Below are 24,752 nucleotides of genomic sequence, written 5' to 3'. Positions count from 1 at the left end.
AGGCTGTCCATTCGGCCCTGCAGCGGTTCAGCGTTTCACAGAATCGCCGAACCGCTCGGGCGGAAACCCGCTACGCAGTTTCTTGGGGATTGCTCGGCCAGGATGTCCTTCCTCCTGGCGAACTGAACGAAGATGCCTCGCGCAGTCTCGGCGTCGATCTCACCCGCCAACGCAGCTTTGCAGGCGCGGATCGCAGCTTTCTGTTCCGGGCTATTCCCACACCAGTCGATGACGAACTGGTAGGCATCCACCACGGAATTCAATTGGCGAGGGAAGCCAAGTCCGACCCATACGCGGACGGGCTTTCGAAAGGTTGGGAAAGCATCGTTTTCCTCCTTCCTACCAGTCATGCGGGTGACCCGCCGGCGTGGCCAGGTTTAGCGCCGACCATCCAAGGCACCGTTGTGGAGACATCCTCAATAATTTTTGCCGATCGGGCGAAGCCGGCGAATGCGTCGCGTGCAACGGTCGATGGAATGTATCCGTCGAAGGCCCGCCGGCATGCCCGCTTCGTTGTTTCATAGATCACGCCGCGCCGGTGTCGAGGCCATTCGTCGAGCAAGTCGAATGCGTCCTCAAGACACGCTATTTCTTGAACGAGCCCTTCTGCGACTCTCACGAATACGGGGCTGTCGAATGTCCTATCGCTCATCTTAACCTCCAATTCCTTGAACGATTTCAGACGGTTGAAGTATGGTCGCCTCAAGTCGGAGCGACCCGAAAAAATATATGTAAAATCCGATTTTCAGCGTCAAGGCCCGTCGAGAGACATTTCAGATCTGTACCTGGGCATCACCAAATCTCGATCAAAGCCTCTATCGCTACCGATCTTTCGTGTCGAGGAAGATACCCCTCGCCCTCACCGACGATCCCACCGTCGCGGATGGCGTCAGCGGCCACTCACCAATCAGCTTGGCAGTTTCAGCGATTTTTCGGCGAACCGGCATGCCTTTTAAATACGCTCCAACATTTCACGCCAATGAAAATGAACGACCAGCCGGAGCTTCCGGAACAAACACCGCAGGCGCTTGTTAGACGCCAGCGATGCTCCCGATGACGACGTTGAGAGGGAACGCAGCCGCGTCGCATATCAATGCGCCCAATCAAAATAACCCCGGCCGCCGCATGCGGAGCGGGATTTGCATCAGATCAGGAGCATCCCATATGGCAAAGCCCTCGCGCAGCTCGAACAGCAAAGCTGTCGTTCACGATCAGAAACTTGGCCGCGGCAATGGCGGCGAATTGCACCAGATAGCCGAGGGCGACACGCCGCTGTTGACGACGGCGCAAGGCGGACCTGTATCGGACGATCAGAACTCGCTGAAGATCGGCGATCGTGGGCCCACCGTGCTCGAGGACTTTCATTTCCGGGAGAAGATTTTCCATTTCGACCATGAGCGTATTCCGGAGCGCGTGGTGCACGCTCGCGGCTATGGCGCCCACGGCTTCTTTGAGACTTACGAGCCGTTGGCGAAGTACACGCGCGCCGACATCTTCCAACGCGCCGGCGAGAAGACGCCGGCCTTCGTCCGCTTTTCGACCGTCGCCGGCAGCAAAGGCTCGTTCGATCTCGCCCGAGATGTCCGCGGCTTCGCGGTGAAGCTCTACACCAAGGAAGGAAACTGGGACATCGTCGGCAACAACATCCCGGTGTTCTTCATCCAGGATGCGATAAAGTTCCCGGACATGGTCCATGCGGTCAAGGAAGAACCGGACCGGGCCTTCCCGCAGGCGCAATCGGCGCATGACAATTTCTGGGACTTCATCAGCCTGACGCCGGAATCCATGCACATGATCATGTGGGTGATGTCGGATCGGGCGATCCCCCGCTCCTTCCGGTTCATGGAAGGTTTCGGCGTTCACACCTTCCGGTTCGTCAATGCCAAGGACGAATCCACATTCGTCAAGTTTCACTGGAAGCCGAAGCTCGGACTTCAATCGGTCGTCTGGAACGAGGCAGTCAAGATCAACGGCGCCGATCCCGACTTCCACCGCCGCGATCTATGGCAGTCCATCCAGGCGGGCAACTTCCCGGAGTGGGAGTTGCGCGTCCAGCTCTTCGACCAGGAGTTCGCCGACAGCTTCGATTTCGACATACTGGATCCGACCAAGATCATTCCCGAGGAGATCATCGAGCCGATGCCGGTTGGGCGACTGGTCCTCGACCGGATGCCCGACAACTTTTTCGCCGAGACGGAACAGGTAGCGTTTATGACGCAGAACGTGCCACCCGGCGTCGACTTCTCAAACGACCCTCTGCTGCAAGGTCGCAACTTCTCCTATCTCGATACCCAACTGAAACGGCTTGGCAGCGCCAACTTCACGCACCTTCCGATCAACGCGCCGAAGTGCCCGTTCCACCATTTCCAACAGGACGGACATATGGCAATGCGCAATCCCACCGGTCGCGCGAACTATCAGCCGAATTCGTGGGGCGAAGGCCCGAGAGAGTCGCCGGACCGCGGTTTCCGCTCTTTCGCCGACGCCGAGAGTGGCCAGAAGCAGCGCATACGGGCTGAGAGTTTTGCCGACCACTACAGCCAGGCGAGGCAATTCTTCAACAGTCAAACCGAGCCGGAGCAACGCCATATCGCGATGGCCCTGACCTTTGAGCTGAGCAAGGTTGAAATGCCGATCATCCGTGAGCGGATGGTGTCGCATTTGCTGAACATCGACAACGGACTTGCCGAAACCGTCGCCGACAAGTTGGGGATGAAAGACCTGCCCAAGCCGGCCGATGCCGCGGTGCGGCCGCGCGACGACCTTGAGCTATCCCCGGCCCTCAGCATCATCGAAAATGGACCCGACAGCTTCGCCGGCCGGAAGGTCGGAGTGCTCGTGGCCAACGGGGTAGATCCCAAGCTTCTCAAGAAACTGCAATCTGGCATCGAGACCGAAGGCGCGGTCATGGAGGTCATCGCGCCAAAGGTCGGCGGTGTGGAGGCCGCCGACGGCAGCTGGATCGAGGCCAAGCACATGATCGACGGCGGGCCGTCCGTCCTGTTCGACGCGGTGGCGCTGCTGCTCACCGAAGAAGCGGCACAGCACCTGACAGCGGAAGCAGCGGCTCGCGATTTCGTCGCCGATGCCTTCGCCCATTGCAAATACATCGCTTTCACGTCGGGAGCGACGCCACTGTTTGCTAAGGCTGGCATTGAACCCGATGAGGGCATGATCGAGCTTGGCGGCGCTGATACGATCGACACCTTCATCGAGGCCTGCAGAAAGCTTCGTCTTTGGGCTCGAGAACTGGGGACCAAGTTGTGACCTATGCCACCCACTGAGCAACTAGGCCTGCCACGCAAAGGCCCATGGCCACCGTCGAGAGCCAACCTAGCGAGCGCAGCCAGCCTTGGACAAGGAACTCGCCCATGATGTCGGCGCGCCGCCATCAGCATCATCACGACCATGACCGGAACATATCCCGTTGATGACGGCACTCCAGTAGAGGGCATTGATAGGGTCGATCGGGGTGAACATGATTCCGGTTCCCAGCACCGTGGCCGCCGCAAGCGTGCCGTAAAACGCCACGGCCTCCTTAGACTTGCGTGCGAGCCCGACTTTCCACTGCAGCGCTTCTCCCACACCGAAGGCAGCCGACCCCGCGAGCACCGGAACGGCCAACAGGCCGGTTCCGATGATCCCTGCCGAGAAGATCACGAAGGCAAATTTGCCGGCTACAGGCTCCAGCGCCTTTGCAGCATCCGTGGACGACGAGATATCCATCACACCTGCCCTGTGCAGCGTGGCGGCCGTCGTGAAGATAATGGCGATCGCGATAAGGTTGGAGAGCGCCATTCCGACCAGCGTTCGGCGCGAATGCGTTGAAAGGCTTGCGACGCTTGCCACGGAGCCCATTTCAAGGGCTGCGCAGCCGGGTCCTGCTTTTCCTCTTCCATCTCCTGTGAGGCCTGCCAGAAGAAAAGATAGGGAGAGATGGTCGTTCCCAGGATTGCGAGCAACGTGGTGAAGAAAGTGCCGTTCCATTCGACGTGCGGGATCAGCAACCCTTTGGCCGCCTCAATCCACGGCACCTTGGCCGCAAACATGGCAGCGACATAGGCGAATAGGCTGAGAGTAGTCCATTTGAGGATTTTGACGTAGCGCTGTACTTCAGAAAAACGATCGCCGCCACGCTGATTATCGCAAAGGCCAGCACATAGAGCGAGCTGGGCCCTCCAACGAGAAGCTTCAGCGCATCCGCCATCGCGCTCAGATCGGCGCCGATGTTGATGACATTGGCGACGAAAAGCAGGACCACGACAGAATAGAGCAGCACCCGCGGATAATGGCGATAGAGATTTCCGGAGATACTCTACCCGTTGTTCGCCCGATCCGACCAGCGATTTCCTGGATCGCCGCATGAGCGGAAAGGTAAAAAGCATCGTCCAGCCGATATTGAACCCGAGCTACGCGCCGGCCTGGCTGTAGGTCCCTATTCCCGACGGGTCGTCATCGGAAGCGCCGGTGATGAAGCCGGGTCCGATCGTACGAAGGAAACGTTGAAACGGGCCTTTGGCAACTTTGTTGTTCTGGTCACGCTCCACCGTCGCGCTTGCGTCTGTCATTTCAGTGCGCCCACGTCGGGGTCGGGCGAAACCACCATCGATTCCCCGGCGAGGGAATCGAGCACCTGCAGGGCGGCGCTCCGACTGGTGCCATCAGCAGGCGCTGCTGTCCCGCCGCTTTCCGATAGGGCTTCGAAAGCAACGCGGGGCGCGCGCAGTCACCCGCCATGGCCTTTCCCAGCAAGTCCGCGGCCCTGGCATAATCGTTGGATGCTCGGTTTGGCCACCGCTTGCCGAGCGTGGCCGCAGCCTCGGCAAGATGCAGACAACGGTCGGCTGGCTGCTGCCGGGGAATTTGACGATGAGAGGCAGAAAGTCAGGCATGGGCGCACTCCGCTGTAGCGCAAAGTGAACGCGCCGGCCGGCAACGGGTTTCTTGGCGCTGCCGAAAAAGATGGAACTTTTCTCGCGCTGGCGCGTGCTATTTCGGCAATCGGTCGGAACATGCGCCATGACCAATCTTCTGAAGCTTCCCACAATGTCGGGCGATTTTTTCCGGATGGTGGTCGAGACGCCGAGGGGCTCGGCGGCTAAGCTCGCCTACGTACCGAAAGAAGGCGTTTTTCAATACTCGCGACCGCTGCCTGTCGGGAACACTTACCCCTTCGACTGGGGCTTCATTCCATCGACCTTGGGTGAGGATGGCGATCCCCTGGATGGCATGGTGATCCATCAGGCCGCGACCGCGCCCGGCGTCGTGATCAAATGCGAATTGCTCGGCGCATTGCGCATCAAGCAGAAGGATCGCGATGGCAACGAAATCCGAAACGACCGCTATATCTTCTGCCCGCATAAGGAGGACGCGCCCGATGAACCCGTTGCCGCCGACCATGTCCCGGACGAACTGCGCCGCGAGATAGAGCAGTTCTTCTTTTCATCGGTCCTCGGCACCGGCAAGAAGATAAAGCTGAAGGGCTGGCAGAGCGCCAGCAAGGCGGCCATTTCGTTGCGCAAGGGCATGAAAGCTTTCCGCCGTCGGCGGCCGAGTTGACCATGACGGTTGAGCGGCCCCTTTCCGACAGGACGGCGCATATCTGTGTCGACATGCAAAAGATGTTCATGCCGCCCGGTCCTTGGGCCGTGAGCTGGTTGCCGGCGACGTTGCCGATGGTGATCCGTCTCGTCGAAAAGGACCCGAGCCGAACGGTCTTCACCCGTTTCATCCCCGCCCGGAGACCGGGCGATGGCCACGGTATGTGGCGCAGCTATTTCCACCGCTGGCAGGAGATGACCTTGGAAAGAGCCGGCACTGAGATCATCGAACTGGCGCCGCCGTTGGGCTCGTTCGTCCCTCCCGCCAGGACCTTCGATAAGCCAGTGTATTCGCCCTGGTTCGGGGGAGATCTGGCCCGGGCCTTCCTTTCCGAGGAGATCGACACACTCGTCATCAGCGGCGGCGAAGCCGATATGTGCGTTCTCGCGACCGTCATGGGCGCGATCGACCTGGGATTCCGCGTCGTGCTTGCAGAGGACGCGATTTGCAGCACGTCCGACGTCGCCTACGAAAACATCCTAAAGCTGTTCAACGAGCGCTATTCGCATCACGTCGAGGTGGGGTCGGTCGAGGAGATCCTCGATTGGTGGAAGTAAGAAGAGCTCGCGGCTGGGCAAGGCATGAGGAGGCTTCATGAGAGACCGGATCGAGAAAGGATCGTGTTTCTGCGGGAAGGTTATGGCGGAAGCCCACGGAGAGCCGTTTTGGGTCAACTACGATCATGACGATGATTGCAGGAAGGCGCTCGGCAGCCCGCTCACTATCTGGATCGGCTACAAGCAGGAGCAAATCCGCTTCGGCGGTCAAGCGCCCAAAACTTTCAGCAAGACGTCCGGTGTCGTCAGAAGCTTCTGCGCGGAATGTGGATCCTCGATCGGCTACGTCGATGAAGGTTTGGCCAATGAATATTGGCTGACCGTCGGATTCATGGATCATCCCGAGCGCTTCAAGCCGGCGGTGCATGCTTTCTGGTCGATGAAGTTGCCGTGGGTCGAATTCGCGGACGACTTGCCCCGCCTGTGGAGATATAGCCGACCACGGGACCCCGCCATTGGCGATCCCAGCAGCCGGATGAAAGACGATCGCTGAGAAAACCCGCGCCGCCCGGGTGAGCGGCGCGGTAAATACTCAAGCCGCTTGCAGAGCCCGTTCGTTGGCCTCGCCCTCGCCAAGTTGGCTCAGCGTCTCGTCAGTCGCCGATTCCTGCTCAAGGGTTTCACGCAACAGCGGCAGGGCATCCTTCATGCCCAGCTGTTCCGCCCAGGCGATCAGCGTGCCGTAGCGCGCGATCTCATAGTGCTCGACCGCCTGCGCGGCGCCTACAAGCCCCGCGTCCAGCGCCGGCGAATCCTTGTATTGCTCGAGGATTTCCGATCCTTCCTCCAGGATGCCGTCGATGGCCGGGCAGGTCTTGCCCCTGGCAGCCTTGCCGAGTTGCTCGAAGATCTGCTCCAGCCGGTCGACCTGACCTTCGGTCTCCGCGAGGTGCTTCTCGAAAGCGGCGCTGAGCTGCTCCGATTGCGCGGCCTTGGCAAGCTTCGGCAAGGTCTTCAGGATTTTCTTCTCGGCGTAGTAAATGTCTTTCAGGCCGTCGATGAACAGGCTTTCCAGCCCATTGCCGTTGGTCTTCGGCATTTCTTGTCTCCTTCCGTTGAAAACCCGACCGGCGCCCCTGGGCGCCGCCGATACGAGATTCAGGACTGTCCGCCTTTGCGGCCGGCTTCGGATGCCTTCTCGCGATCGTCGGCGAAATTGCCGTCGCGCTGCTGTCCGCCGCGCTGGTTTTCGTCCGCCTGCTGCTGGCCGGAACGCTGGCGGTTGTTGTCGTCAGTTCTCTTGTGACTCTGCTGGCCGGCCTTCGCATGGTCTTCGTGGCTTCCACCTTGGTTGGGCATGGATATCTCCGTGGTTTGTTGGGATGCTGTCCCGCGCCTCTTCCAACCTCAAAAGATGGCAGGCGTTCCCCGCGAAATATTTCGTGATGCTTCCGATCGAGTGCGGGGGTACATTCCCAGCCAAACCGGTGGAACATTATAGTTGACCCGGGGTTCGGCGAGCTGTGACGTTCATCCTCCCGAGACGTCACCTTAAGCGAGGCTGCCCGGCGAACCCCGGCCGGGCAGCCTCACTGTCCGGCGACAGGCCAAGCTTCCACGGATTTTATCCCGCCTTGGAACCCTTCAGCGTCACGCCGGTTAGACGAGTCTGCCTGGAAACCAACAGGAGATTCTGATGCCACGTGGCGACAAATCCAAATACACCGGCAAGCAGGAGCGAAAGGCCGATCACATTGCCGAGGGCTACGAAAAGCGCGGCGTTTCCGAGAAGGAAGCCGAGCGGCGCGCTTGGGCGACCGTGAACAAGGACGACGGCGGCGGCAAGAAAGAAGGTGGTTCGGGTCGTGGCAAGCACACCGGCCATCCCGCCGCGCACAAGGGTGGTAAGAAGGGTGGCTCGGCGTCGGCGAACCGGTCGGCCGCAGAGCGTTCGGCTTCAGCCAATAAGGCCGCCAAAACGCGGGCTAGCCGTGAGCATCATGCTTCCCATTGAGGCCCTGGCCAAGCCTGAGAACCTCGAAGACAGCATAGCAGTGGCGGAGCGGGCCAGATGCATCTTGTTGCTGCGTGAGCGGGCGAGGTCATACGAAGAGAAGAAACTCTTTCACCTGTCGCGGGCGCTCACCTCGATTGCCGAGGAAATTGGCGGCTATTCGATTTGTCCCTGACAAAGACGTCCGTTGGCGCAAGCTGGCGGACGCTCGCATTTGCCGAAAGGATTGGCCATGGCGGCGCCACGCGCGGTTTGGAAAGGCTTCTTGAAAGTGGGATCCGTCTCGTGCGGCGTGAAGCTTGTGGGTGCTACGAGCAAGGCCGGCAAGATCCATTTCAAGATCCTCAACCGGCAAGACGGACTTCCCGTGAAGAGCGCCTATGTCGACGAAGAAACGGCGACGTCGTTGACGCCGCCGACCAGACCAAGGGTTATGAGCTGGAGAAGGGCGATTTCATCGAGATCGAGCCCGATGAGATCAAGAAGCTGAAGCTGAGCTCTGCCCACACGCTCGAGGTCGAGAGCTTCGTCGCGATCGACGACGTCGACACTCGTTATCTCGAAAAGCCCTACTATGTCATTCCGGCGGACGGGGCGGCGCTGGAGGCGTTTTCGGTGTTGCGCGAGGCCATGGCGAAGAAGCGCGTCGCGGCGCGGTCCTGCGTGGTGCTTTACCAGCGCGGCCGGGAGGTTCTGGTACAGCCTTTCGGCAAAGGCATGTTGCTCACGGAACTCAGAACGCACAATGAGATGGCGTCGGAAAAGACCGTTCTCGATGATCTGACGAACCCGAAATATGACGACGACCTGCTGGAGATCGCGGGGCTGCTTATCGACAAGAAGGTCACGAAACTCGATCCATCGAAATTCGAAGATACCTACGAAGATGCGTTGATCGCGATGATCGACGCGAAACGCAAGGGTAAGAAGCCTCCCAAAGCCGCGACGAGGCCGAAAGAAAACGTCGTCGACCTCGCCTCCATTCTTCGCAAAAGCTTGGCCAAGGAAGGCATCGCGCGCAAGGGCGCAGCCAAGCCGCAAAGGAAATCCGCTTAGGCAATCATAGGACGCTCGGAGAAGGAACAGGTATGACCAGAATAGCCGCTGCGAAAACCGATACATCCAAATCGGCCGCCCACCAGCGAAACGTGCAGCGTGAAGTTGACGCCACCGATCGCCGCAAGGCGAAGGCAAAAGCGACGGGCGCCATGCAGGCCGGCGCGCGCCGGTATCCCGTTCCGCCTTTCCCGAAGCAACATCATGCCAAGCCTGGCGAGGAATGGGCGATCGAACCGGCGCCGCTCTACGACGCGCCGTTCTGGCAAGGGTCGGGCAAGCTCAAGGACAAGGTTGCGCTCATCACCGGCGGCGATTCCGGTATTGGCCGCGCGGTCGCCGTGCTCTTCGCGCGCGAAGGCGCCGACGTCGCCATCGTCTATCTCAGCGAGGACCGCGACGCCAAGGCGACGAGGCAGGCGGTCGAGGCGGAGGGCAGGCGCTGCATCATCTTGCGCGGCGACGTCGCCAAGCGCGCCTTCTGCCGCAAGGCGGTTGCTGCGGCGGTGAAGGCTTTCGGCAAACTGGACGTGCTGGTCAACAACGCGGCCTTCCAGGTCCATTCGGCCGACTTCGCCGATCTCACCGAAGCGCATTTCGACACCACGCTGAAGACCAATCTCTATGGCTATTTCCACATGGCCCAGGAAGCCGTGCCGCACATGAAACCGGGCTCGGCGATCGTCAACACCGGGTCGGTCACCGGCATCGAGGGCTCGAAGGAACTGGTCGACTATTCGATGACCAAGGGCGGCATCCACGCCTTCACCCGCGCGCTCTCCGGCAATCTCGTCGGCAAGGGCATCCGCGTCAACGCGGTCGCGCCCGGTCCGGTCTGGACGCCGCTCAACCCCTCCGAGAAGGAAGCGGAAGACGTTTCGCAGTTCGGTGCCAAGACGCCGATGAAGCGGCCGGCGCAGCCGGAAGAGATCGCGCCGGCCTATGTGTTCCTGGCCTCGCCGCAATGCTCCAGCTACATCACCGGCGAGATCCTGCCGATCATCGGGGGCTATTGATCGTAAACAATTCGACCGCTTGGGCGACTGGACGATTTTGCGGCGGCTTTGCCGCCATCGAGGGAACCAACTGCAAGATTGACGGTTGGGGCGCCAAGAAGCGGAGCCCCACCATGCCGAACGCAGCCGAAATCCTTGTAGACACACTAATCGCCTGGAACGTCGAAGTCGTCTTCGGTCTTCCGGGCGACGGCATAAACGGCGTCATGGAAGCGCTGCGCAAAAACCAGGACAGGATATCCTTCGTCCAGGTCAGGCATGAGGAATCGGCTGCGTTCATGGCCTGCGCCTACGCGAAATGGACCGGCAGGCTTGGCGTGTGCCTGGCAACATCCGGACCCGGTGGCACCCACCTTCTGACGGGTCTCTACGATGCCAAGCTCGACCAGGCGCCGGTGCTGGCAATCACCGGCATGCAGTTCCATGACCTGATCGAGACCTTCACGCAGCAGGATGTCGATCTTACCCGCGTCTTCAACGACGTCAGCGTCTACAACGTCCAGGTCTCGGACGCGGCGCATATGGAGAACGTCGCAAGCCTCGCCTGCCGCACGGCGCTCGCCCGCAAGGGCGTCGCCCATCTTTCGATCGCCAGCGATATCCAGGAGCAGCCCGCCGACGCGGCCAAGCGATCCAAGCGCAACCGGCCGGCGCACACGCCGCAGGACATGTTCGCACCGCGCTGCCTGGCGCAAGATGCGGAGTTGGACAAGGCCGCGGCCCTTCTCAACGGCGCGGGGCGCGTGGCGATCCTTGCGGGACGTGGTGCGATAGGCGCGACGGCGGAGCTCGAAGAAACGGCACGGCTTCTGCAGGCGCCAATCGTCAAGGCGCTGCTCGGCAAGGCGGTTCTGCCGGACGACCATCCCTACACCACTGGCGGCATCGGCATCCTGGGCACCTTGCCTTCGCAGGAGGCAATGGAGACGTGCGATGCCGTCCTCATCGTCGGCTCGACCTTCCCTTACATCGAATATTATCCGCAGCCGGGCAAAGCGCGTGGCGTCCAGATCGATTGCGACGCGCAGCGCATCGGCCTGCGCTTCCCCGTCGAGGCCGGCCTGGTCGGCGACGCGGCCGAGACATTGCGCGCCCTCAACAAGCGGCTGAAGCAGAAAGGCGACAGCGAATTCCTGGCGACAGCACAGAGTTCGATGCAAAAATGGCGCGAGATGATGCGCCAGTCTGAAGATGGCTCGGCGCATCCGCTGAAGCCGCAGCGCATCGCACGCGCCTTCGGCGAACGCCTAGCGCAGAACTGCGTGTTGGCCACCGATTCCGGCCAGAACACCGAGCTTGCCGCCCGCCATGTCGATGTTCGCGCTGGACAGGCCTTCGGCGTCTCGGGCGCGCTTGCCTCCATGTCCTGCGGTCTCAGCTATGCGATCGCCGCAGGCGTTGCCTTTCCCGGTCGCCCGGTCGCGGCGATCGTCGGCGACGGTGGCCTTGCCATGCAGCTCGGCGAGTTTTCAACGGCGGTGCGCTACGGCATCCCGCTGAAACTCCTGGTCATCAAGAACAACATGCTGAACCAGATCGCCTGGGAACAGATGATGTTCCTCGGCAACCCGCAATTCGGCTGCGAGCTGCAGCCGATCGATTTCGCCAAGGCCGCCGAGGCGATGGGCGGAAAGGGCTTCAGCATCGAGCGGGCGGATGAGGTCGAGCGCGTGCTCGACCAGGCTTTCGCCACCAGCGGCCCGGTGATCATCGAGGCGCTGGTCGACGCCCATGAACCGATGATGCCGCCGAAAATGCCACCCGACTACGCCAAGAACTTCCGCAAGGCGCTGCCTCAGACTCCGGGCCGCGGCGAGATCGAGGAAAACGTCGCCCGGGAGCCGGCAAAGACGATGATGGAGGCAGGAGAATAGGAGGGAATTCCGATGCTCGATCTTTCCCGCGAGCGCCGTCGGATGGTCGATGTTCATCTCGGCCGGCGCGGCATCCATGATCGGGAAATCCTGGCGGCGATGCGCGAGGTTCCCCGCGAAGTCTTCGTGGATCCCGGCTACGAGGAATTCGCCTATGAGGACGGACCGCTGCCGATCGCGCAAGGGCAGACGATATCGCAGCCTTACATCGTCGCCTTCATGCTGGAGATGGCGCAGCTCGGTGCGGGCGACCAGGTGCTCGAAGTCGGCACGGGATCGGGCTATGCGGCGGCTGTCATGAGCCGCATCGTCGACCATGTCTACACGATCGAACGCCATGCGGCGCTGGCCGAGACCGCACGGCGCCGCTTTCAGAGACTAGGCTACGGCAACATCGAAGTTCGGACCGGCGACGGCACCAGAGGCTGGCCGGAAGCGGCACCCTTCGACGCAATCGTGGTGGCGGCGAGCGGTCCGGGCGCGCCACTGGCCTTGCAGCAGCAGCTCGACGTCGGCGGCAGGCTGGTCATTCCAGTGAGCGACGATCCTGACGAGCAGCGCCTGCTCAAGGTGACCCGCACGGGCGCATCGACCTACAGCGAGGAGGATTTCGGCGGGGTGCGCTTCGTCCCGCTCATCGGCGAACAGGGCTGGCGAGAGGAAAGCCGTCCGACGACTATCCGCGCGGTTCCACTGGCGCGCCAGCGCAGCCTCCCGGAAATGATCGCCGCGGCCGCCGAGCCGCTGCCCGACTTCGACGATCCCGGCTTTGCCGAACCGTTCGACCAGTTCGCGGACCGGCGGATCGTCCTGCTCGGCGAAGCCAGCCACGGCACATCCGAATTCTACCGGGCGCGCGCGGCAATCACCAAAAGGCTAATCGAGAGGCACGGCTTCACCATCTTGGCCGTGGAGGCCGATTGGCCAGATGCGGCTGCGATCGACCGCTACGTTCGAGGTAAGGGCACTTCCAGTGGCGCCGAACGACCGTTTCAGCGCTTTCCGACCTGGATGTGGCGCAACACCGACGTCGCAGCATTCGTGAAGTGGTTGCGCGAGCACAATCACAAGGTCAAGGCACTCCAGCCGCAAGCAGGATTCTACGGCCTCGATATCTACAACATGCGCGGCTCGATCGCCGCCGTCCTGGAGTATCTCGATCGCACCGATCCCGAAGCGGCGAGAATTGCGCGGGAACGCTATGGCTGCCTGACACCTTGGCAGACCGAGCCGTCGACCTATGGCCGCGCCGCGCTGACCAGGGGTTACCGCGAATGCGAGGAAGCGGTTCTCGAACAATGCCGCGAGATGCTGGCGAGGCAGCTTGACGATACCGGACAAGACGGCGACGACCTTTTCGACGCCGCGCAGAATGCCCGTCTCGTCGCCTCCGCCGAGCATTATTACCGCACCATGTATTATGGCGGCCCGCAATCCTGGAATTTGCGCGATACTCATATGTTCGAAACGCTGGAGCATATCCTCGATACGCGGGGCCCCAACGCGAAAGCTGTGGTGTGGGCACACAATTCGCATATCGGCGATGCGCGCTACACCGAAATGGGTATCTCGCGCGACGAACTGAATGTCGGCCAGCTCTGCCGGCAGCGGTTTGGCGATGCTGCGGCGCTCATCGGCTTCGGCACGCATGCGGGCACCGTCGCGGCAGCGACCGATTGGGATGGCGAGATGGAAATCAAATCGGTGCGGCCCTCTCGCGAAGACAGCTACGAGCGGCTCTGCCACGACGCCGGCATCGGCCGGTTCCTGCTTGACCTCGGACACGACCCGGACCTGCGCGACCGCCTGACCGAGCGCCGCCTGGAACGCTTCATCGGCGTGATCTACCGACCGGAAACGGAATTGCACAGCCACTATGCCGACGCCTCGCTGGCGCGGCAGTTCGATGCCTTTGCGTGGTTCGATGAAACCAGCGCCGTCACGCCGCTCGGACCCGAGCACGCGGCGGAAGGGATGCCGGACACTTATCCGTTCGGCGTTTGATGTCGGAACATTCTGCGTCCCTTCCGGTTCGGAGGGTTCAGCGAGGAACGGCCATGAGCGGAAGCCAGCACCCAAAATCGAAAAAGCCGAGCGACGCCGACATGGAGAACGATCCCGGCATCGGGACCTCCAAGGGCACCATCAAGGAGGGCGACGAGTTGGAGCATGGCGAGAACACGGTCGAGGGAGATGTCGAGAACGACACCACCTCAACGGCCGGAATCAACGCGCGCCAGAAAATTCGCGCGAACAAGTAAACTGTCATCACCCTCACAGCCAACCGTGCCAGGGGCCACCGGAACGGCGGGATTCCAAAGGCGACGTTCCCGCGACGCTTTGTGCTCGCATTCAATCCACTCGAAATCCGATGGAACAAACCTCCCGGCACTCGATTAGGCGCTGGTAAGCGCCCAGTTCAGGCGCGAGAGGAGGTCGGCATGGATAGGGAAGAGCGCATCAGGCAACGTGCCCACGAGATCTGGGAACGGCAAGGCCGCCCCGATGGGCGTGAGCAGGAGCATTGGGATCAAGCCGTCCAGGAAATCGAGTCGGAAGGTTCGGAAGCCGAGCGCGGCCCGGTGACGCCGGATCCGGCGGTTGGCGTCGGCTCGGATCCGGCCGCCAACAGGCCCGGCGGCTGAAGGCACGGCGACCAGCGAATGCGTCGTATCGTTACACTTGTCGCGGCTCTGCTGATCGTGATGACCGCCCTTTGGCTTTGGGCTGACCGGACAAGCAAACGCCCCAGCGGCGGCGCCCAGCAGCCGTCGCCGCACGCTATCGACCAAGGTGGCTGAGATACGGTCAGCCTCACCGGCCACCGCGTCGCGCTTCAGCTTGCAGCCACGCGATCAAGCATGCTCAGGCCGTTGCCGTATTTCGGGATCGGCGCCACCCCGCTTGGAATAGCGCTCGCGCGGAGCCTGCTCTGATCTCAACCGCCTCGTCCGGCGGCCCTTGCTCGCCGGACGACACGTTTATCTCAATGCACGAAGCGGCTCCTGAGCCAGGCGAGAACCCGGTTGCCTTGTACGATCTTGCGCACCCGCGCGGCGGCCCAGCTCGCCTGCATCGTGGCGCCGGCATGGCAACTACAGACGACGTCATGCAATTGCCAATCGGAGAGTTCGAAGAAGCGCTTCGCCTCGCCATAGGTGTCCGATTGCAACCCGGCCGCGCGCAGCAACGGATCATCGAACGCAACCGCGAGCGGCGATCCGTCCGCCCGCACCCGTTCACGGACCCCGGGATCGACATATTCGGTGCCCGTCAGCGCCGAGAGGCAGCGCAGGGGATTGCGGTCGAGCAGGTCCGCCCACCGCTCGATCCGCTGCGTTCTCGTTGCAAGAGGGATCAATCCAAGCCGGTCGACGACCGCCAACGATTGAAGTTCGTATGAGGTCTGATGCTTCATTGCTGTCTCCTGTGGTTCTTGGCGGTACATCCGCACTGCGGCGCGGCAGATCCTGCCGGGGGCCGAAGCCCACGCCTGCGAGGGACAGGCGCGGGCCGACCAGGTGTTGCCACCCGTCTTCACAGACGCCTGGCACGGCGTCCGAAGCGAACCCGAACTGCCAGCGATCTCCTATGTTCCAGCCATCTTTTACGACGACGGAGAGGCGCTTGGACCTGCAGCCATGGAACATCGCGCGGATTGCGTTGTTAAAGAGCTGACCGGTCGCTGAACCGCGATGGCGCCGTCACCGCAACGGAACGGTTCTCACAGCCCAATCTGGAGGCTCGTCGCGGAATGGCCCATTCCAAAGGCCCGAAAAACCACAACATCATCGTCATCGGCGCCTCGGCCGGCGGGATCGAGCCCCTGAAGCAGATTGTCAGCGATCTGCCCGCCGACCTGCCGGCGGCCGTATTCGTCGTGGTGCATGTCGGCCAGGTCAGCTACCTGCCCGAAATCCTCGACCGGGCGGGACCGCTCGGTGCCGTGCCGGCCGGGAACGGTGCTGCCTTCACGATGGGCTGCATCTATGTGGCGCCACCCGGCTCCCACCTTCTCCTCCATGATGGCCATATGCTGCTAAGGCGCGGCCCACGCGAAAACCTTGCACGGCCGGCCATCGATCCTTTATTCCGCTCGGCGGCGTTGAGCTACGGCGCCAGCGTTGTCGGCGTGTTGCTGTCGGGTTCGCTTTCCGACGGCACCGCCGGGCTAAGGGCCGTCAAGGCAGTCGGCGGGCTGGCGGTCGTCCAGGATTCCAAGGATGCGCTGGTGCCGGCCATGGTGGAAAGCGCGCTGCGCTACGTCGAGATAGATCACTGCCTGCCGGCGGCGGAACTCGGCGCTTTGCTGGCAAAGCTCGTGGCGGAACCGGCCGGTAAAACCTTTCCGGCCTCGCCGGTGATCAGGTTGGAGGCGGCCCTCGCCGCGCAGGAGCATTCGACCATGAAAGATGAAGATCGACTTGGCGAGTTGTCGGTGTTTACATGCCCGGAATGCCACGGGCCGCTGTGGCAGATCGAAGACGGTGACATGCTGCGCTATCGGTGCCATACCGGGCATGCCTTTACCGCCGACGCAGTGATGGAGGCGCAGGCGATCGAGGCGGACGAGATCCTGTGGAGCCTGCTCCGCTCACATCAACAGCGGGCCGCGTTCACCCGGCGGATGGCCGAGCGGGAGAGGACGAAGGATCGACGTGAACTCGCCTTCGAACTGGGCAGGCGAGCGAAGGAATACGAAGCGGATGCCGCTCTCATCGAGCGCATTCTGGAAAGCAGGCGGGTGCAGGTAGCAGACGATGGCGCGGTCACCGAGGAAGGCAACGGAAAGAAAGCCGCGGACTAGCTCGCCCGAGCCCGGCACCGCGGACGCGCGAGAGCCTGCCTCCTTTCCCGTTATCGGCATCGGCGCGTCGGCGGGCGGCATTGGGGCCTTGCAGAAATTCTTCCCGGAGGTTCCGGTCGACAGCGGCTTTGCCTATGTCGTTATTCAGCATCTCGACGCCGAGCACGAAAGCGTGCTCGCCAGCATCATCCAGCGCTCGACCGCCATCAGGACGCACACCGCCGCTGAAGGGGCGGAAATCGAGCCGGACAACATCTATGTCATCCCTCCGGGCGCATCGCTGACGGTCAACGGCCAACGTTTTCACGTGGCCAAGATGACGACCACGCGCGCCAAGCGCACGCCGATCGACGATTTCTTCACCTCGCTGGCGCAGGAGCAGTCGGAAAATGCGGCAGCCATCATCCTGTCTGGGACGGGCAGCGACGGCACGATCGGGCTGAGGGCGATCAAGGAGCACGGCGGTCTGACACTAGCGCAGGAAAGTGCCGAATATGACGGCATGATGCGCAGCGCCGTCCAGAGCGGCCTGGTTGACATGGTGCTTCCCGCCGAGGAGATGGCGGGCAAGCTGATCGGCTATTTCCGCCACTTCAACCACACCGAGAGCGAGCGCGACCGCCGCAAGCGCGATGTCGCCGAGCAGCTTTCGCGCATTGCGGCGCTGCTTCGTGTGCGCACCGGCCATGATTTCAGCGGCTACAAGGACAACACGATCCTGCGGCGCATCCAGCGCCGCATGCAGGTGCTGCAGATCGACGATCCGACCTTCTTCTACAAGCGGCTGCGGGACGAGCCGCAGCAGGTTGACCTTCTGTTCCAGGACCTGCTGATCGGCGTCACCAACTTCTTCCGCGACGAGCACGCCTTCAATGTGCTGGAAAGGCTAGTCATTCCCCGACTGTTCGAGGGCCGCAAGCCCGACGAGACGATCCGCGTATGGGTGCCGGGTTGCGCGACGGGCGAAGAGGCCTATTCGATCGCCGTGCTTTTGAAGGAGAACGCGCCGCGCGGCGCAGCCTCGCCCAATTTGCAGATCTTCGCCACGGACATCGATGAGCGCGCGCTGGAGGTCGCTCGCGCGGGCCGCTATCCGGCAACGATCGCGACGGACATAACGCCGAAGCGGCTCAGGGAGTTCTTCTCACGCGAGGATGGCACCTACCGCGTTTCGGCCGAACTGCGCGAAGTCTGCCTGTTTTCCGCGCATAATGTGTTGCGTGACCCGCCCTTCTCCAGGCTCGACCTGATCGCCTGCCGCAACCTTCTGATCTATATGGGCCCGGAGCTGCAGGAAAAGATTGTCCCGATCTTTCACTACGCGCTGCGCGACAACGGCTATCTCTTCCTCGGATCCTCCGAAAACGTCACGCGGCACGCCCGCCTGTTCTCGACCGTCGACAAGATGAGCCGCATCTTCCAGAAGCGCGGCGGGGTAACTCCACATCGGTTGCCAGAATTCCCGCTCGCTGCGGCGGCAAGGCAGACCGCGCCCAATGCACGCCAGCGGGAGAAGAACGGAACCTTGCAGGAGATGGCGGAGCGTCTTCTCGTCGAACGATTTGCGCCAGCCTATGTGGTGGTCAACGCCGTCGGGGAACTGGCGCACAGTTCGGGCGGCACGGGGAAATATCTCGAACTCGCCGCAGGCGCTCCCGACCACAACGTCTTTTCCATGGCAAGGCGGGGCTTGCGCATGGATTTGCGCGCCGCGCTCCACAAGGCGGCCAGCACCGGACAGGTGGCGATCCAGAGCAAGATCACCGTCGGGACCAATGGCGGTCGCCAGACGATCAGCCTAGCTGTCCAGCCGCTGCCTTCGGACGGCTCGTCGGACCCGCTCTATATGCTGGTCTTCCGAGATGTCGGCGGCATCAAGGCGGAATCCGACGACGAGCCTGTACACACGACCGACGATGTCGAAAGCGCCAATATCAGCCAGCTCGAAAGGGAGCTGAGGGAAACCAAGGAGCGGCTGCAGATCACGACGGAGGAGCTCGAATCCTCCAATGAGGAGCTGAAATCCTCGAACGAGGAGCTTTCCTCGATCAACGAAGAGCTGCAGTCGTCCAACGAGGAACTCGAGACATCGAAAGAGGAGCTTCAGTCGATCAACGAGGAGTTGAACACAGTCAATGCCGAGCTCAGTCTGCGCGTGGACGAACTCACCCGCGCCAACAACGACATGGCGAACCTGCTCGAAAGCACGCAGATCGCCACCGTCTTCCTCGACCGCGACCTCTGCATCAAGAACTTCACACCGACCGCGCGCGACATGTTCCGGTTGGTGGAAAGCGATGTCGGCCGGCCGCTGGCGCATGTCCGTCCGCGCTTCCCCGCCGACGGCCTGCAGGCCGATATGGAACAGGTGCTGCAAAGGCTCGGCACAATCGAGCGGCAGGTCGAGGGTACGGAGAACGGCCAGACCTATATCATGCGGGTGCTGCCCTACCGGACGGTCGACAATATCATAGCGGGCGTCGTCATCACCTTCGTCGACGTCACCCAGATCACGCAGGCCGAGGAAAGGATCGGCGTGCTCTCGCATGACCTGCGCAACCGCATCGAAAGCCTCGGAACCCTGCTCGACCTGGTTCCGATCGGCATCTTCATCGCCGAGGATGGCGCTGGCGCGGAGATCCGCGCCAACCGGCGCGCGGCGGAGTTGCTCGGTTGGCGCGCTACCGGCAACAAGCTGATATCCATGCCCGCCGCGTTACCGTTGACGCTAAATGGCACCAAAGTGGGCGCCGACGACCAGCCACTGCTCAAGGCGATGCGCATCGGCAAGGCAGTGCCCGGCTACGAAGCGCGGATCCTGCGTGACGATGGCGCCGTCGTCGACGTCATGATGTCGGCCAATCCGCTTTTCGACGAAAAGGGCAAGGTACGCGGCGCGATAGCGGCGCTGGTCGACATATCGAGCCACAAGGAGGCCGAGCGCAGTCAGGAAAGGCTGCTGCATGAGTTGCAGCACCGGGTGAAGAACATCCTGGCCACGGTGACCGCGCTGACGTCGCGCATGGTACGCACGGCGAGCTCGGTGAGCGATTTCTCAGCCTCGTTCCAGCAGCGGCTGCAGGCGATGGGCCGGATGCACGAAGTGCTGTCCTCCTATAACTGGACGGATGCCGATCTCGAGCAGTTGCTGCGGGCGGTGCTGTCGCCCTACAGCGACAAGCTGCGCGAAAATATCGTCATCCGTGGAAGATCATTGCAGCTCCGCGCGAGCATGGCCGCAACGCTCGGCATGGTGTTCTTCGAGCTCGCCAGCAACGCGGCGAAATACGGCGCGCTCTCGACGGAGGACGGTCGCGTCAATGTGGCATGGACCACCGACAAATCAGGCCTGCTGTCGATCCGCTGGAAGGAAATCGACGGTCCTGCCGTCATGGAGCCGCAGCAGAGGAATTTCGGAACAAGCTTTATCCAGCAAAGTTTAGAATATGAGATGGGAGGTAAGGTCGATCTGCGATTCAAGCGAACTGGGCTTGAATGCGATATAGAAATTCCGCTGGGGCCAAACGCAGGCCCATAGCGTTTTTTGCTTTGTGGACATAATGAACACAAACACGCTCCTATCGGGTCTCAACGTCCTCGTTGTCGAGGATATGTTTATGCTTGCGCAAGACCTTGCAGAGCAATTGATCGGCGCTGGATGCACCGTGGTCGGACCGGCGCCTACTGTTCAACAGGCATTGGATGAAATCGACGGAATTGCCCTGCACGGCGCGGTTCTGGATGTGAATCTTCGAGGTGAGCGAAGCTTCCCTCTGGCCGAGCATCTGACACGCGACGGTGTCCCCTTCATTTTCCTCACCGGCTATGACAGCGCCACCGTTTTTCCCGACAGTTTTCGCGACACGCCGAAGCTGACCAAACCTGTCGACTACAACCTGCTGATCGAGGCCGTGGCGCGGTTCCGCAAGGATGGCGCCGCGCCAGGCTGAAATGAGCTCGTTGAGTTGGGCTCGTCTATAGTTCGGCGCGATCCCCTATCAGTTGGCCTGCCAGTTCGACCAGATGCCGGATCGGCGCCGGCTTCGGCAGATAGGGCGCGCCATGAAAGATCGGCGCCTGGAACTCCGGATCATAGCCCGAATGGACGACGAAAGGCACGCCCGCTTCCTTGAGGCGGGCAGCGGCGGCACCTCGCTGGCCGTCGAGCAGTTGGATGTCGATGATGGCCAGGTCCGGCTTATTGTCGTCCAGCCAGGCCGCGGCTGCTCGCTCGGACGCCACGCAGGCCACCTCGAAACCACGCTCCTTCAGGCCGTTGGCCACGTCCGAAGCGATCAGGTATTCGTCTTCAATGATTAGTGCCAGGGGCTCTGCCATGGCGACCTCCTCTGACGCGCTCACCTCTTCCTGACGCACGGCTGATCGTACTCCGCCGGCCCGGGAAACGCACCACACTTTGCTTCGGAGCGGTTTCGGGGTTGCCGACCGGGTTTGGGCCAGCCTGGTTCAGGCCCGTCTGCTGGTGAAGTTCGATCACATCGGGGTGGGACAAGGCCGCGCGGGCGTCGAGCAGACGAAGGAACTCCGGCCTCAGCCCGTCGCCCCTTGCGGCAGCAATCGCGTGCAGCGACATAAAGGGGATTATCGTCCGATCGTTCACGGGCATAAGCTCCATCACATTGCGGCGGCTGCCTTTTCCCGCCTCGCCTCATCGAAATCGATGGACAGGACGACCTTACCGTCGCCGCCACGCACCCGAACCGCCCAGCCGTCCTGGCGGGGTTCGGCAGCCGCATCGTCGAGCAAATCGATCGCCGACCGCAGTGCTTCATCATGGACTGCTTCGAGGTTGGGCAGTTCAACGCCGTCGAGCCGCCTCAAATTGCCAGCCTCGCGATATTCGAATGTGTAGAGATTCTGGCCGGTATCGCTCGGCCTCTCGGTGCCCGGCCGGATGCTATCCGGGTTGTCGTCCTGGCTGCCTTGCGCAAGCAGGCCGAACGCCGCGCACTGAACCATCATCTCTCGCGCGCGATCAAAGAGCGCGGCGTCGCCGAGCAATGGGTCGGACACAATCATGGTGACGGCGATCTTTTCCCCGCCGTCGCCGACAAATTCGACCGTCACGATTCCGGGACTGGCATGTATCGCTGTGTCGAGAACTTGCATTCCTGCCTCTTGTCCTGGTGTCGAGAATAAAGCTGCCCGGTCCCAAAAGTTCCGTCCGGGTTCAAGAATCGGCGAACGCCTGATGCCGTAACGCCCGTGTACTCGAATGGAGCTGTCTGGCTCGCCTCCTCCCTTGACGGCCCGGTTGGAACAGCGTGGCCGGCTGCGGGTTTGGGAGCAAAGGAGGCGCCGAATGTCACTCGACAAACGCACACCCGCCGAGGCTCGCGGCGAAATCCAGGCCGGCAGGACGCAGGACAAGACCCCGGGATTCGACCCGGCGGCAGCACCGCAGGAAGCGGACGCTGAAGCCGGTGATGTCGCGACTTCCGCTCAGCCGACCAAGCCGCGAAAACCCAACTTCACCAACCAGGCGAGCTTCGCCGACGCGATGCGACCGCCGGAGAACGCGCCCAACCTGCAGCCGCGCAGGAACGGCCCCGTGCTGGTCATCGTGGCGCTGGTGGTCGTAGCCGCCGTCGCATTTCTTGTCGCCGCGGCCGTTCGTTAGCGGAGAAAGGAACATCGCAACTGGTTCCAGGTTTGATAGCGCAGGAGGCTGTTGCGATGCCAAGCTTGAAGATTTTGTTTCGCCATCTGTGGCGCTGGAAAACCCAACCCACAACCGACCCATCCCCCGTCGATGCCATTGTCCGCCTGCTGCGGGACGCAAACAAGCAGAGCGGCGCTGGTGGGTCCAGGCATCAGGATTGAGGCCGACAGTGCGGGAGGCCCGACTTGGGCGGACCGGCAAGGAACAAAGCCGATAACGCGCTGTTAGGGCCGAAGCAGGAGAACAGACATGAACAAATTGATGATCGTGGCCGCGGCGGTGGTCCTTTCCACGACGGCTTGGGCGCAATCGACGTCCACCACCGAAAAGACCGGCGTCAACTCGGTCCTTGGGATGGCGCCGTCCACCCAGGATTTCGTGACCGAAGCCGCCACCAGCGACATGTTCGAGATCGAGTCCAGCAAGCTTGCGCTGGAACGCGCCGACGCAGCCACCAAGACCTTTGCGCAACAAATGATCACGGATCACGAGAAGACGACCGCCGATCTGAAGGGCCTTGTTGCGAGCGGAAAGGTCAAGGCAAATCTGCCCTCCGCCATGACGGACAAACAGCAGTCTACACTGAATGATCTGAAGGCACGCCAGGGAGACGATTTCAACAAACAGTATCATTCGGTTCAGGTCGACGGCCACGAAGACGCGGTCGATCTGTTCAAGCGATATGGAGACAACGGCGACCAGCCGGATCTCAAATCATGGGCCGCGGCGACGCTGCCGCACCTTCAGCATCACCTCGACATGGCGAACGGACTGAACAAATAGGAGGCTGCGATGGGCTGCTTGACGCCCGGGCAATCGCGTGCGGCGCGTGCCCTGTTGAAATGGTCGCAGGTCCGTCTGGGCGCCAAGTGCAACCTCAGCGAGGCTTCAATCCGCACCTTCGAGAATGGCGATCGAATTCCGACGGCCGACGAACTTCTGAGGATCCGCCAGGCGCTCCAGGCCGGCGGAGCCGTGTTCCTTCCGCAAGAGGAAATGCGTCCGGCGGAGGAGATGGTTGGCAGCGGTGCACCTGTGCGCTTCACCGATCTAAGCGAGGGTGAAGCCGGTATTATCGGCAACAGCGAGATGTAGGGCAAGCTGGAACCAAGGCTACCACCCGCCCTTCGAAGGAATGGCAAAATTCGAAATTCGAGAGACGCTCACCAATATCGGAACGCTGACCGCTAGACCGTCGGCATTTCTAGTCCTGGCTGGCTTCACCGCGGCGTGGCTCGTTTTCGAGCGCGAGACGCTCGACTGGCATGGCATCGCCACGCTTGCGACCTGGGCGATGACGCTCTTGATACAGCGCGCTGAGCATCGCGACACGCAGGCCCTACAAGCCAAACTGGACGAACTGATCAAATCGAGCCGGACGGCAAGCGACGCCGTGGCGGAAATCGACGATAAGGAACCGGAAGAGATCGAAAAGCTGCGCGACAACCGGAGGAACATATCGGAGCGCTCGCGGTTGGACACCTAGCGGCGCCGGCCGCAATTGCTGTGCTCAGGCACTCGCCGTCAGATGCTCGGATCGGCAAGGCACAGTCGCTTCAAACCAACAGGAAGATATGATGTCTCTCACCGCATTCGCGCTCAATTGCACGCTCAAGATGCCGACTGACGGGGAGGAATCCTCCACCGACAGAATGCTCGCCGAGTTGACTAAGGCGCTGGCCAGTCATGACGTCGGATGCGAAACCGCTCGCGCCCTCGTTCATGACATTAAGCCCGGCGTGCTTTCGGATATGGGCGAAGGCGACGACTGGCCGAAACTGCGGAAAAAGATACTCGAAGCCGACATCTTCATCCTTGGCCTGCCGATCTGGATGGGGCAGCCGTCGAGCGTGGCCAAGCGCGTGATGGAGAGGATGGACGCTTTCCTGTCCGAGACCGACGACAGCGGACGCATGCCAGCCGCCGGCAAGGTCGCGCTGGTGGCGATCGTCGGCAATGAGGATGGCGCGCATCATTGCCATGCCGAGTGCTATCAGGCGCTCAACGACGTCGGCTTCACCGTTCCCGCCAATGGCGGCGTGTACTGGGTCGGAGAAGCGATGGGCGACGTCAACTTCGTCGATCTTCCCGAGACCCCAGAAAAAGTCGCCGGCATGATCAAGATGGCGGCGTCGAATGCCGCCCATCTGGCCGGGCTCTTCAAGACGAAAAACTATGTCGGCGTGCCAAAGGGCGATTGATAT

The 24,752-nt window shown here is 61.8% G+C and carries 28 protein-coding genes and 1 pseudogene; 20 read left to right on the top strand and 9 right to left on the bottom strand.

Annotation, left to right across the window (positions count from 1 at the left end):
- Positions 1–35: 35 nt before the first annotated feature.
- The gene (locus LB572_RS07105; protein WP_224667225.1) at positions 36–350 is read right to left on the bottom strand and encodes a DUF982 domain-containing protein; all 315 of its coding nucleotides are present in this window, start codon (positions 348–350) and stop codon (positions 36–38) included.
- Positions 347–652 carry a DUF982 domain-containing protein gene (locus tag LB572_RS07100; RefSeq protein WP_224667224.1) on the bottom strand — a complete coding sequence of 102 codons (306 nt, stop codon included), beginning with the start codon at positions 650–652 and terminating at the stop codon, positions 347–349. Before LB572_RS07100 ends, LB572_RS07105 begins: the two co-directional genes overlap by 4 nt.
- 512 nt (positions 653–1,164) lie before the next feature.
- Between LB572_RS07100 and LB572_RS07095 the strand changes: the two genes are divergently transcribed.
- The gene (locus LB572_RS07095; protein ID WP_140808423.1) at positions 1,165–3,267 is read left to right on the top strand and encodes a catalase; all 2,103 of its coding nucleotides are present in this window, start codon (positions 1,165–1,167) and stop codon (positions 3,265–3,267) included.
- A gap of 1 nt (position 3,268) precedes the next feature.
- Here LB572_RS07095 and LB572_RS07090 read toward each other — a convergent pair.
- Both LB572_RS07090 and LB572_RS07085 read right to left on the bottom strand, forming a co-directional pair.
- A pseudogene (locus tag LB572_RS07090) lies at positions 3,269–4,385 on the bottom strand (NRAMP family divalent metal transporter).
- Between the two features lie 24 nt (positions 4,386–4,409).
- The gene (locus LB572_RS07085; RefSeq protein WP_224667223.1) at positions 4,410–4,568 is read right to left on the bottom strand and encodes a hypothetical protein; all 159 of its coding nucleotides are present in this window, start codon (positions 4,566–4,568) and stop codon (positions 4,410–4,412) included.
- 451 nt (positions 4,569–5,019) lie between these two features.
- Here LB572_RS07085 and LB572_RS07080 point away from each other — a divergent pair, with 451 nt between their 5' ends.
- The 3 genes from LB572_RS07080 to LB572_RS07070 are packed head-to-tail and all read left to right on the top strand — an operon-like array spanning position 5,020 to position 6,651.
- Positions 5,020–5,559 (top strand): inorganic diphosphatase, encoded by a 540-nt coding sequence (locus LB572_RS07080; RefSeq protein WP_140808404.1) that lies wholly within the window; start codon positions 5,020–5,022, stop codon positions 5,557–5,559.
- A gap of 2 nt (positions 5,560–5,561) precedes the next feature.
- Positions 5,562–6,158: a cysteine hydrolase family protein gene (locus LB572_RS07075; RefSeq protein ID WP_224667222.1), complete on the top strand. Its 597-nt coding sequence runs from the start codon at positions 5,562–5,564 to the stop codon at positions 6,156–6,158.
- A gap of 37 nt (positions 6,159–6,195) precedes the next feature.
- Positions 6,196–6,651: a GFA family protein gene (locus LB572_RS07070; RefSeq protein ID WP_224667221.1), complete on the top strand. Its 456-nt coding sequence runs from the start codon at positions 6,196–6,198 to the stop codon at positions 6,649–6,651.
- A 39-nt stretch (positions 6,652–6,690) separates the two neighbouring features.
- Here the strand turns inward: LB572_RS07070 and LB572_RS07065 are convergent, their stop codons facing one another.
- Complete coding sequence (locus LB572_RS07065; RefSeq protein WP_224667220.1) at positions 6,691–7,197, bottom strand: ferritin-like domain-containing protein; 507 nt, start codon at positions 7,195–7,197, stop codon at positions 6,691–6,693.
- Between the two features lie 59 nt (positions 7,198–7,256).
- Complete coding sequence (locus LB572_RS07060) at positions 7,257–7,457, bottom strand: general stress protein (protein ID WP_140808410.1); 201 nt, start codon at positions 7,455–7,457, stop codon at positions 7,257–7,259.
- 337 nt (positions 7,458–7,794) lie between these two features.
- On the opposite strand from LB572_RS07060, the gene LB572_RS07055 reads away from it, so the two are divergent.
- From LB572_RS07055 to LB572_RS07020, 8 genes are all read left to right on the top strand, one after another.
- On the top strand, positions 7,795–8,112 hold the full coding sequence (locus tag LB572_RS07055; protein WP_140808412.1) for a plasmid stabilization protein: 318 nt from the start codon (positions 7,795–7,797) through the stop codon (positions 8,110–8,112).
- Positions 8,090–8,287 carry a hypothetical protein gene (locus tag LB572_RS07050; protein ID WP_140808414.1) on the top strand — a complete coding sequence of 66 codons (198 nt, stop codon included), beginning with the start codon at positions 8,090–8,092 and terminating at the stop codon, positions 8,285–8,287. Before LB572_RS07055 ends, LB572_RS07050 begins: the two co-directional genes overlap by 23 nt.
- Complete coding sequence (locus LB572_RS07045) at positions 8,278–9,168, top strand: Ku protein (protein WP_318014014.1); 891 nt, start codon at positions 8,278–8,280, stop codon at positions 9,166–9,168. The genes LB572_RS07050 and LB572_RS07045 overlap by 10 nt, the downstream gene beginning before the upstream one ends.
- A 32-nt stretch (positions 9,169–9,200) precedes the next feature.
- Positions 9,201–10,184, top strand: a complete 984-nt coding sequence (locus LB572_RS07040) for an SDR family oxidoreductase (RefSeq protein WP_224667219.1) — start codon at positions 9,201–9,203, stop codon at positions 10,182–10,184.
- A gap of 113 nt (positions 10,185–10,297) precedes the next feature.
- Entirely contained in the window at positions 10,298–12,058 is a 1,761-nt protein-coding gene (locus tag LB572_RS07035) for a thiamine pyrophosphate-dependent enzyme (protein WP_224667218.1), read from the top strand.
- A gap of 12 nt (positions 12,059–12,070) precedes the next feature.
- On the top strand, positions 12,071–14,062 hold the full coding sequence (locus tag LB572_RS07030; RefSeq protein ID WP_224667217.1) for a protein-L-isoaspartate(D-aspartate) O-methyltransferase: 1,992 nt from the start codon (positions 12,071–12,073) through the stop codon (positions 14,060–14,062).
- A gap of 53 nt (positions 14,063–14,115) precedes the next feature.
- Complete coding sequence (locus LB572_RS07025) at positions 14,116–14,319, top strand: hypothetical protein (protein WP_224667216.1); 204 nt, start codon at positions 14,116–14,118, stop codon at positions 14,317–14,319.
- A 180-nt stretch (positions 14,320–14,499) separates the two neighbouring features.
- Positions 14,500–14,703, top strand: coding sequence for a DUF2934 domain-containing protein (locus LB572_RS07020; protein ID WP_140802823.1), 204 nt, complete (start codon positions 14,500–14,502; stop codon positions 14,701–14,703).
- Between the two features lie 341 nt (positions 14,704–15,044).
- Here the strand turns inward: LB572_RS07020 and LB572_RS07015 are convergent, their stop codons facing one another.
- Positions 15,045–15,476 carry a hypothetical protein gene (locus LB572_RS07015; RefSeq protein ID WP_224667215.1) on the bottom strand — a complete coding sequence of 144 codons (432 nt, stop codon included), beginning with the start codon at positions 15,474–15,476 and terminating at the stop codon, positions 15,045–15,047.
- Positions 15,477–15,812: 336 nt separating this feature from the next.
- Here LB572_RS07015 and LB572_RS07010 point away from each other — a divergent pair, with 336 nt between their 5' ends.
- The 3 genes from LB572_RS07010 to LB572_RS07000 all read left to right on the top strand — a co-directional run bounded on the left by LB572_RS07010 (position 15,813) and on the right by LB572_RS07000 (position 20,815).
- A complete protein-coding gene (locus tag LB572_RS07010) occupies positions 15,813–16,865 on the top strand; it encodes a chemotaxis protein CheB (protein WP_224667214.1) in 1,053 nt (350 codons plus the stop codon).
- On the top strand, positions 16,819–20,403 hold the full coding sequence (locus tag LB572_RS07005) for a CheR family methyltransferase (RefSeq protein WP_224667213.1): 3,585 nt from the start codon (positions 16,819–16,821) through the stop codon (positions 20,401–20,403). The genes LB572_RS07010 and LB572_RS07005 overlap by 47 nt, the downstream gene beginning before the upstream one ends.
- 79 nt (positions 20,404–20,482) lie before the next feature.
- A complete protein-coding gene (locus tag LB572_RS07000; protein WP_224667212.1) occupies positions 20,483–20,815 on the top strand; it encodes a response regulator in 333 nt (110 codons plus the stop codon).
- A 25-nt stretch (positions 20,816–20,840) separates the two neighbouring features.
- Here LB572_RS07000 and LB572_RS06995 read toward each other — a convergent pair whose 3' ends face one another.
- Complete coding sequence (locus LB572_RS06995) at positions 20,841–21,203, bottom strand: response regulator (protein WP_224667211.1); 363 nt, start codon at positions 21,201–21,203, stop codon at positions 20,841–20,843.
- A gap of 297 nt (positions 21,204–21,500) precedes the next feature.
- Complete coding sequence (locus LB572_RS06990) at positions 21,501–21,995, bottom strand: DUF6894 family protein (RefSeq protein WP_224667210.1); 495 nt, start codon at positions 21,993–21,995, stop codon at positions 21,501–21,503.
- 193 nt (positions 21,996–22,188) lie between these two features.
- Here LB572_RS06990 and LB572_RS06985 point away from each other — a divergent pair, with 193 nt between their 5' ends.
- From LB572_RS06985 to LB572_RS06965, 5 genes are all read left to right on the top strand, one after another.
- Positions 22,189–22,506, top strand: coding sequence for a hypothetical protein (locus LB572_RS06985; protein WP_140802830.1), 318 nt, complete (start codon positions 22,189–22,191; stop codon positions 22,504–22,506).
- A 291-nt stretch (positions 22,507–22,797) separates the two neighbouring features.
- Positions 22,798–23,331, top strand: a complete 534-nt coding sequence (locus tag LB572_RS06980; RefSeq protein WP_224667209.1) for a DUF4142 domain-containing protein — start codon at positions 22,798–22,800, stop codon at positions 23,329–23,331.
- Between the two features lie 9 nt (positions 23,332–23,340).
- Entirely contained in the window at positions 23,341–23,643 is a 303-nt protein-coding gene (locus LB572_RS06975; protein ID WP_140802832.1) for a helix-turn-helix domain-containing protein, read from the top strand.
- 40 nt (positions 23,644–23,683) lie between these two features.
- Positions 23,684–24,034 (top strand): low affinity iron permease family protein, encoded by a 351-nt coding sequence (locus tag LB572_RS06970; protein ID WP_224667208.1) that lies wholly within the window; start codon positions 23,684–23,686, stop codon positions 24,032–24,034.
- Between the two features lie 91 nt (positions 24,035–24,125).
- Complete coding sequence (locus tag LB572_RS06965; RefSeq protein WP_140802834.1) at positions 24,126–24,749, top strand: flavodoxin family protein; 624 nt, start codon at positions 24,126–24,128, stop codon at positions 24,747–24,749.
- Positions 24,750–24,752: the final 3 nt, after the last annotated feature.

It is taken from the genome of Mesorhizobium sp. BH1-1-5 (assembly GCF_020165615.1).
Lineage (GTDB): Bacteria > Pseudomonadota > Alphaproteobacteria > Rhizobiales > Rhizobiaceae > Mesorhizobium.
The sequence above is the reverse complement of the archived record's forward strand: the minus strand, read 5'-3'. Positions and strand labels throughout refer to the sequence as shown.

Bases quoted from the DNA above. Each gene is read 5' to 3' on its own strand.
- LB572_RS07105 (WP_224667225.1), bottom strand. From the start codon at position 350: ATGACTGGTAGGAAGGAGGAAAACGATGCTTTCCCAACCTTTCGAAAG.
- LB572_RS07100 (WP_224667224.1), bottom strand. From the start codon at position 652: ATGAGCGATAGGACATTCGACAGCCCCGTATTCGTGAGAGTCGCAGAA.
- LB572_RS07095 (WP_140808423.1), top strand. From the start codon at position 1,165: ATGGCAAAGCCCTCGCGCAGCTCGAACAGCAAAGCTGTCGTTCACGAT.
- LB572_RS07085 (WP_224667223.1), bottom strand. From the start codon at position 4,568: ATGACAGACGCAAGCGCGACGGTGGAGCGTGACCAGAACAACAAAGTT.
- LB572_RS07080 (WP_140808404.1), top strand. From the start codon at position 5,020: ATGACCAATCTTCTGAAGCTTCCCACAATGTCGGGCGATTTTTTCCGG.
- LB572_RS07075 (WP_224667222.1), top strand. From the start codon at position 5,562: ATGACGGTTGAGCGGCCCCTTTCCGACAGGACGGCGCATATCTGTGTC.
- LB572_RS07070 (WP_224667221.1), top strand. From the start codon at position 6,196: ATGAGAGACCGGATCGAGAAAGGATCGTGTTTCTGCGGGAAGGTTATG.
- LB572_RS07065 (WP_224667220.1), bottom strand. From the start codon at position 7,197: ATGCCGAAGACCAACGGCAATGGGCTGGAAAGCCTGTTCATCGACGGC.
- LB572_RS07060 (WP_140808410.1), bottom strand. From the start codon at position 7,457: ATGCCCAACCAAGGTGGAAGCCACGAAGACCATGCGAAGGCCGGCCAG.
- LB572_RS07055 (WP_140808412.1), top strand. From the start codon at position 7,795: ATGCCACGTGGCGACAAATCCAAATACACCGGCAAGCAGGAGCGAAAG.
- LB572_RS07040 (WP_224667219.1), top strand. From the start codon at position 9,201: ATGACCAGAATAGCCGCTGCGAAAACCGATACATCCAAATCGGCCGCC.
- LB572_RS07035 (WP_224667218.1), top strand. From the start codon at position 10,298: ATGCCGAACGCAGCCGAAATCCTTGTAGACACACTAATCGCCTGGAAC.
- LB572_RS07030 (WP_224667217.1), top strand. From the start codon at position 12,071: ATGCTCGATCTTTCCCGCGAGCGCCGTCGGATGGTCGATGTTCATCTC.
- LB572_RS07025 (WP_224667216.1), top strand. From the start codon at position 14,116: ATGAGCGGAAGCCAGCACCCAAAATCGAAAAAGCCGAGCGACGCCGAC.
- LB572_RS07020 (WP_140802823.1), top strand. From the start codon at position 14,500: ATGGATAGGGAAGAGCGCATCAGGCAACGTGCCCACGAGATCTGGGAA.
- LB572_RS07015 (WP_224667215.1), bottom strand. From the start codon at position 15,476: ATGAAGCATCAGACCTCATACGAACTTCAATCGTTGGCGGTCGTCGAC.
- LB572_RS07010 (WP_224667214.1), top strand. From the start codon at position 15,813: ATGGCCCATTCCAAAGGCCCGAAAAACCACAACATCATCGTCATCGGC.
- LB572_RS07005 (WP_224667213.1), top strand. From the start codon at position 16,819: ATGGCGCGGTCACCGAGGAAGGCAACGGAAAGAAAGCCGCGGACTAGC.
- LB572_RS07000 (WP_224667212.1), top strand. From the start codon at position 20,483: ATGCTTGCGCAAGACCTTGCAGAGCAATTGATCGGCGCTGGATGCACC.
- LB572_RS06995 (WP_224667211.1), bottom strand. From the start codon at position 21,203: ATGGCAGAGCCCCTGGCACTAATCATTGAAGACGAATACCTGATCGCT.
- LB572_RS06990 (WP_224667210.1), bottom strand. From the start codon at position 21,995: ATGCAAGTTCTCGACACAGCGATACATGCCAGTCCCGGAATCGTGACG.
- LB572_RS06985 (WP_140802830.1), top strand. From the start codon at position 22,189: ATGTCACTCGACAAACGCACACCCGCCGAGGCTCGCGGCGAAATCCAG.
- LB572_RS06980 (WP_224667209.1), top strand. From the start codon at position 22,798: ATGAACAAATTGATGATCGTGGCCGCGGCGGTGGTCCTTTCCACGACG.
- LB572_RS06975 (WP_140802832.1), top strand. From the start codon at position 23,341: ATGGGCTGCTTGACGCCCGGGCAATCGCGTGCGGCGCGTGCCCTGTTG.
- LB572_RS06970 (WP_224667208.1), top strand. From the start codon at position 23,684: ATGGCAAAATTCGAAATTCGAGAGACGCTCACCAATATCGGAACGCTG.
- LB572_RS06965 (WP_140802834.1), top strand. From the start codon at position 24,126: ATGTCTCTCACCGCATTCGCGCTCAATTGCACGCTCAAGATGCCGACT.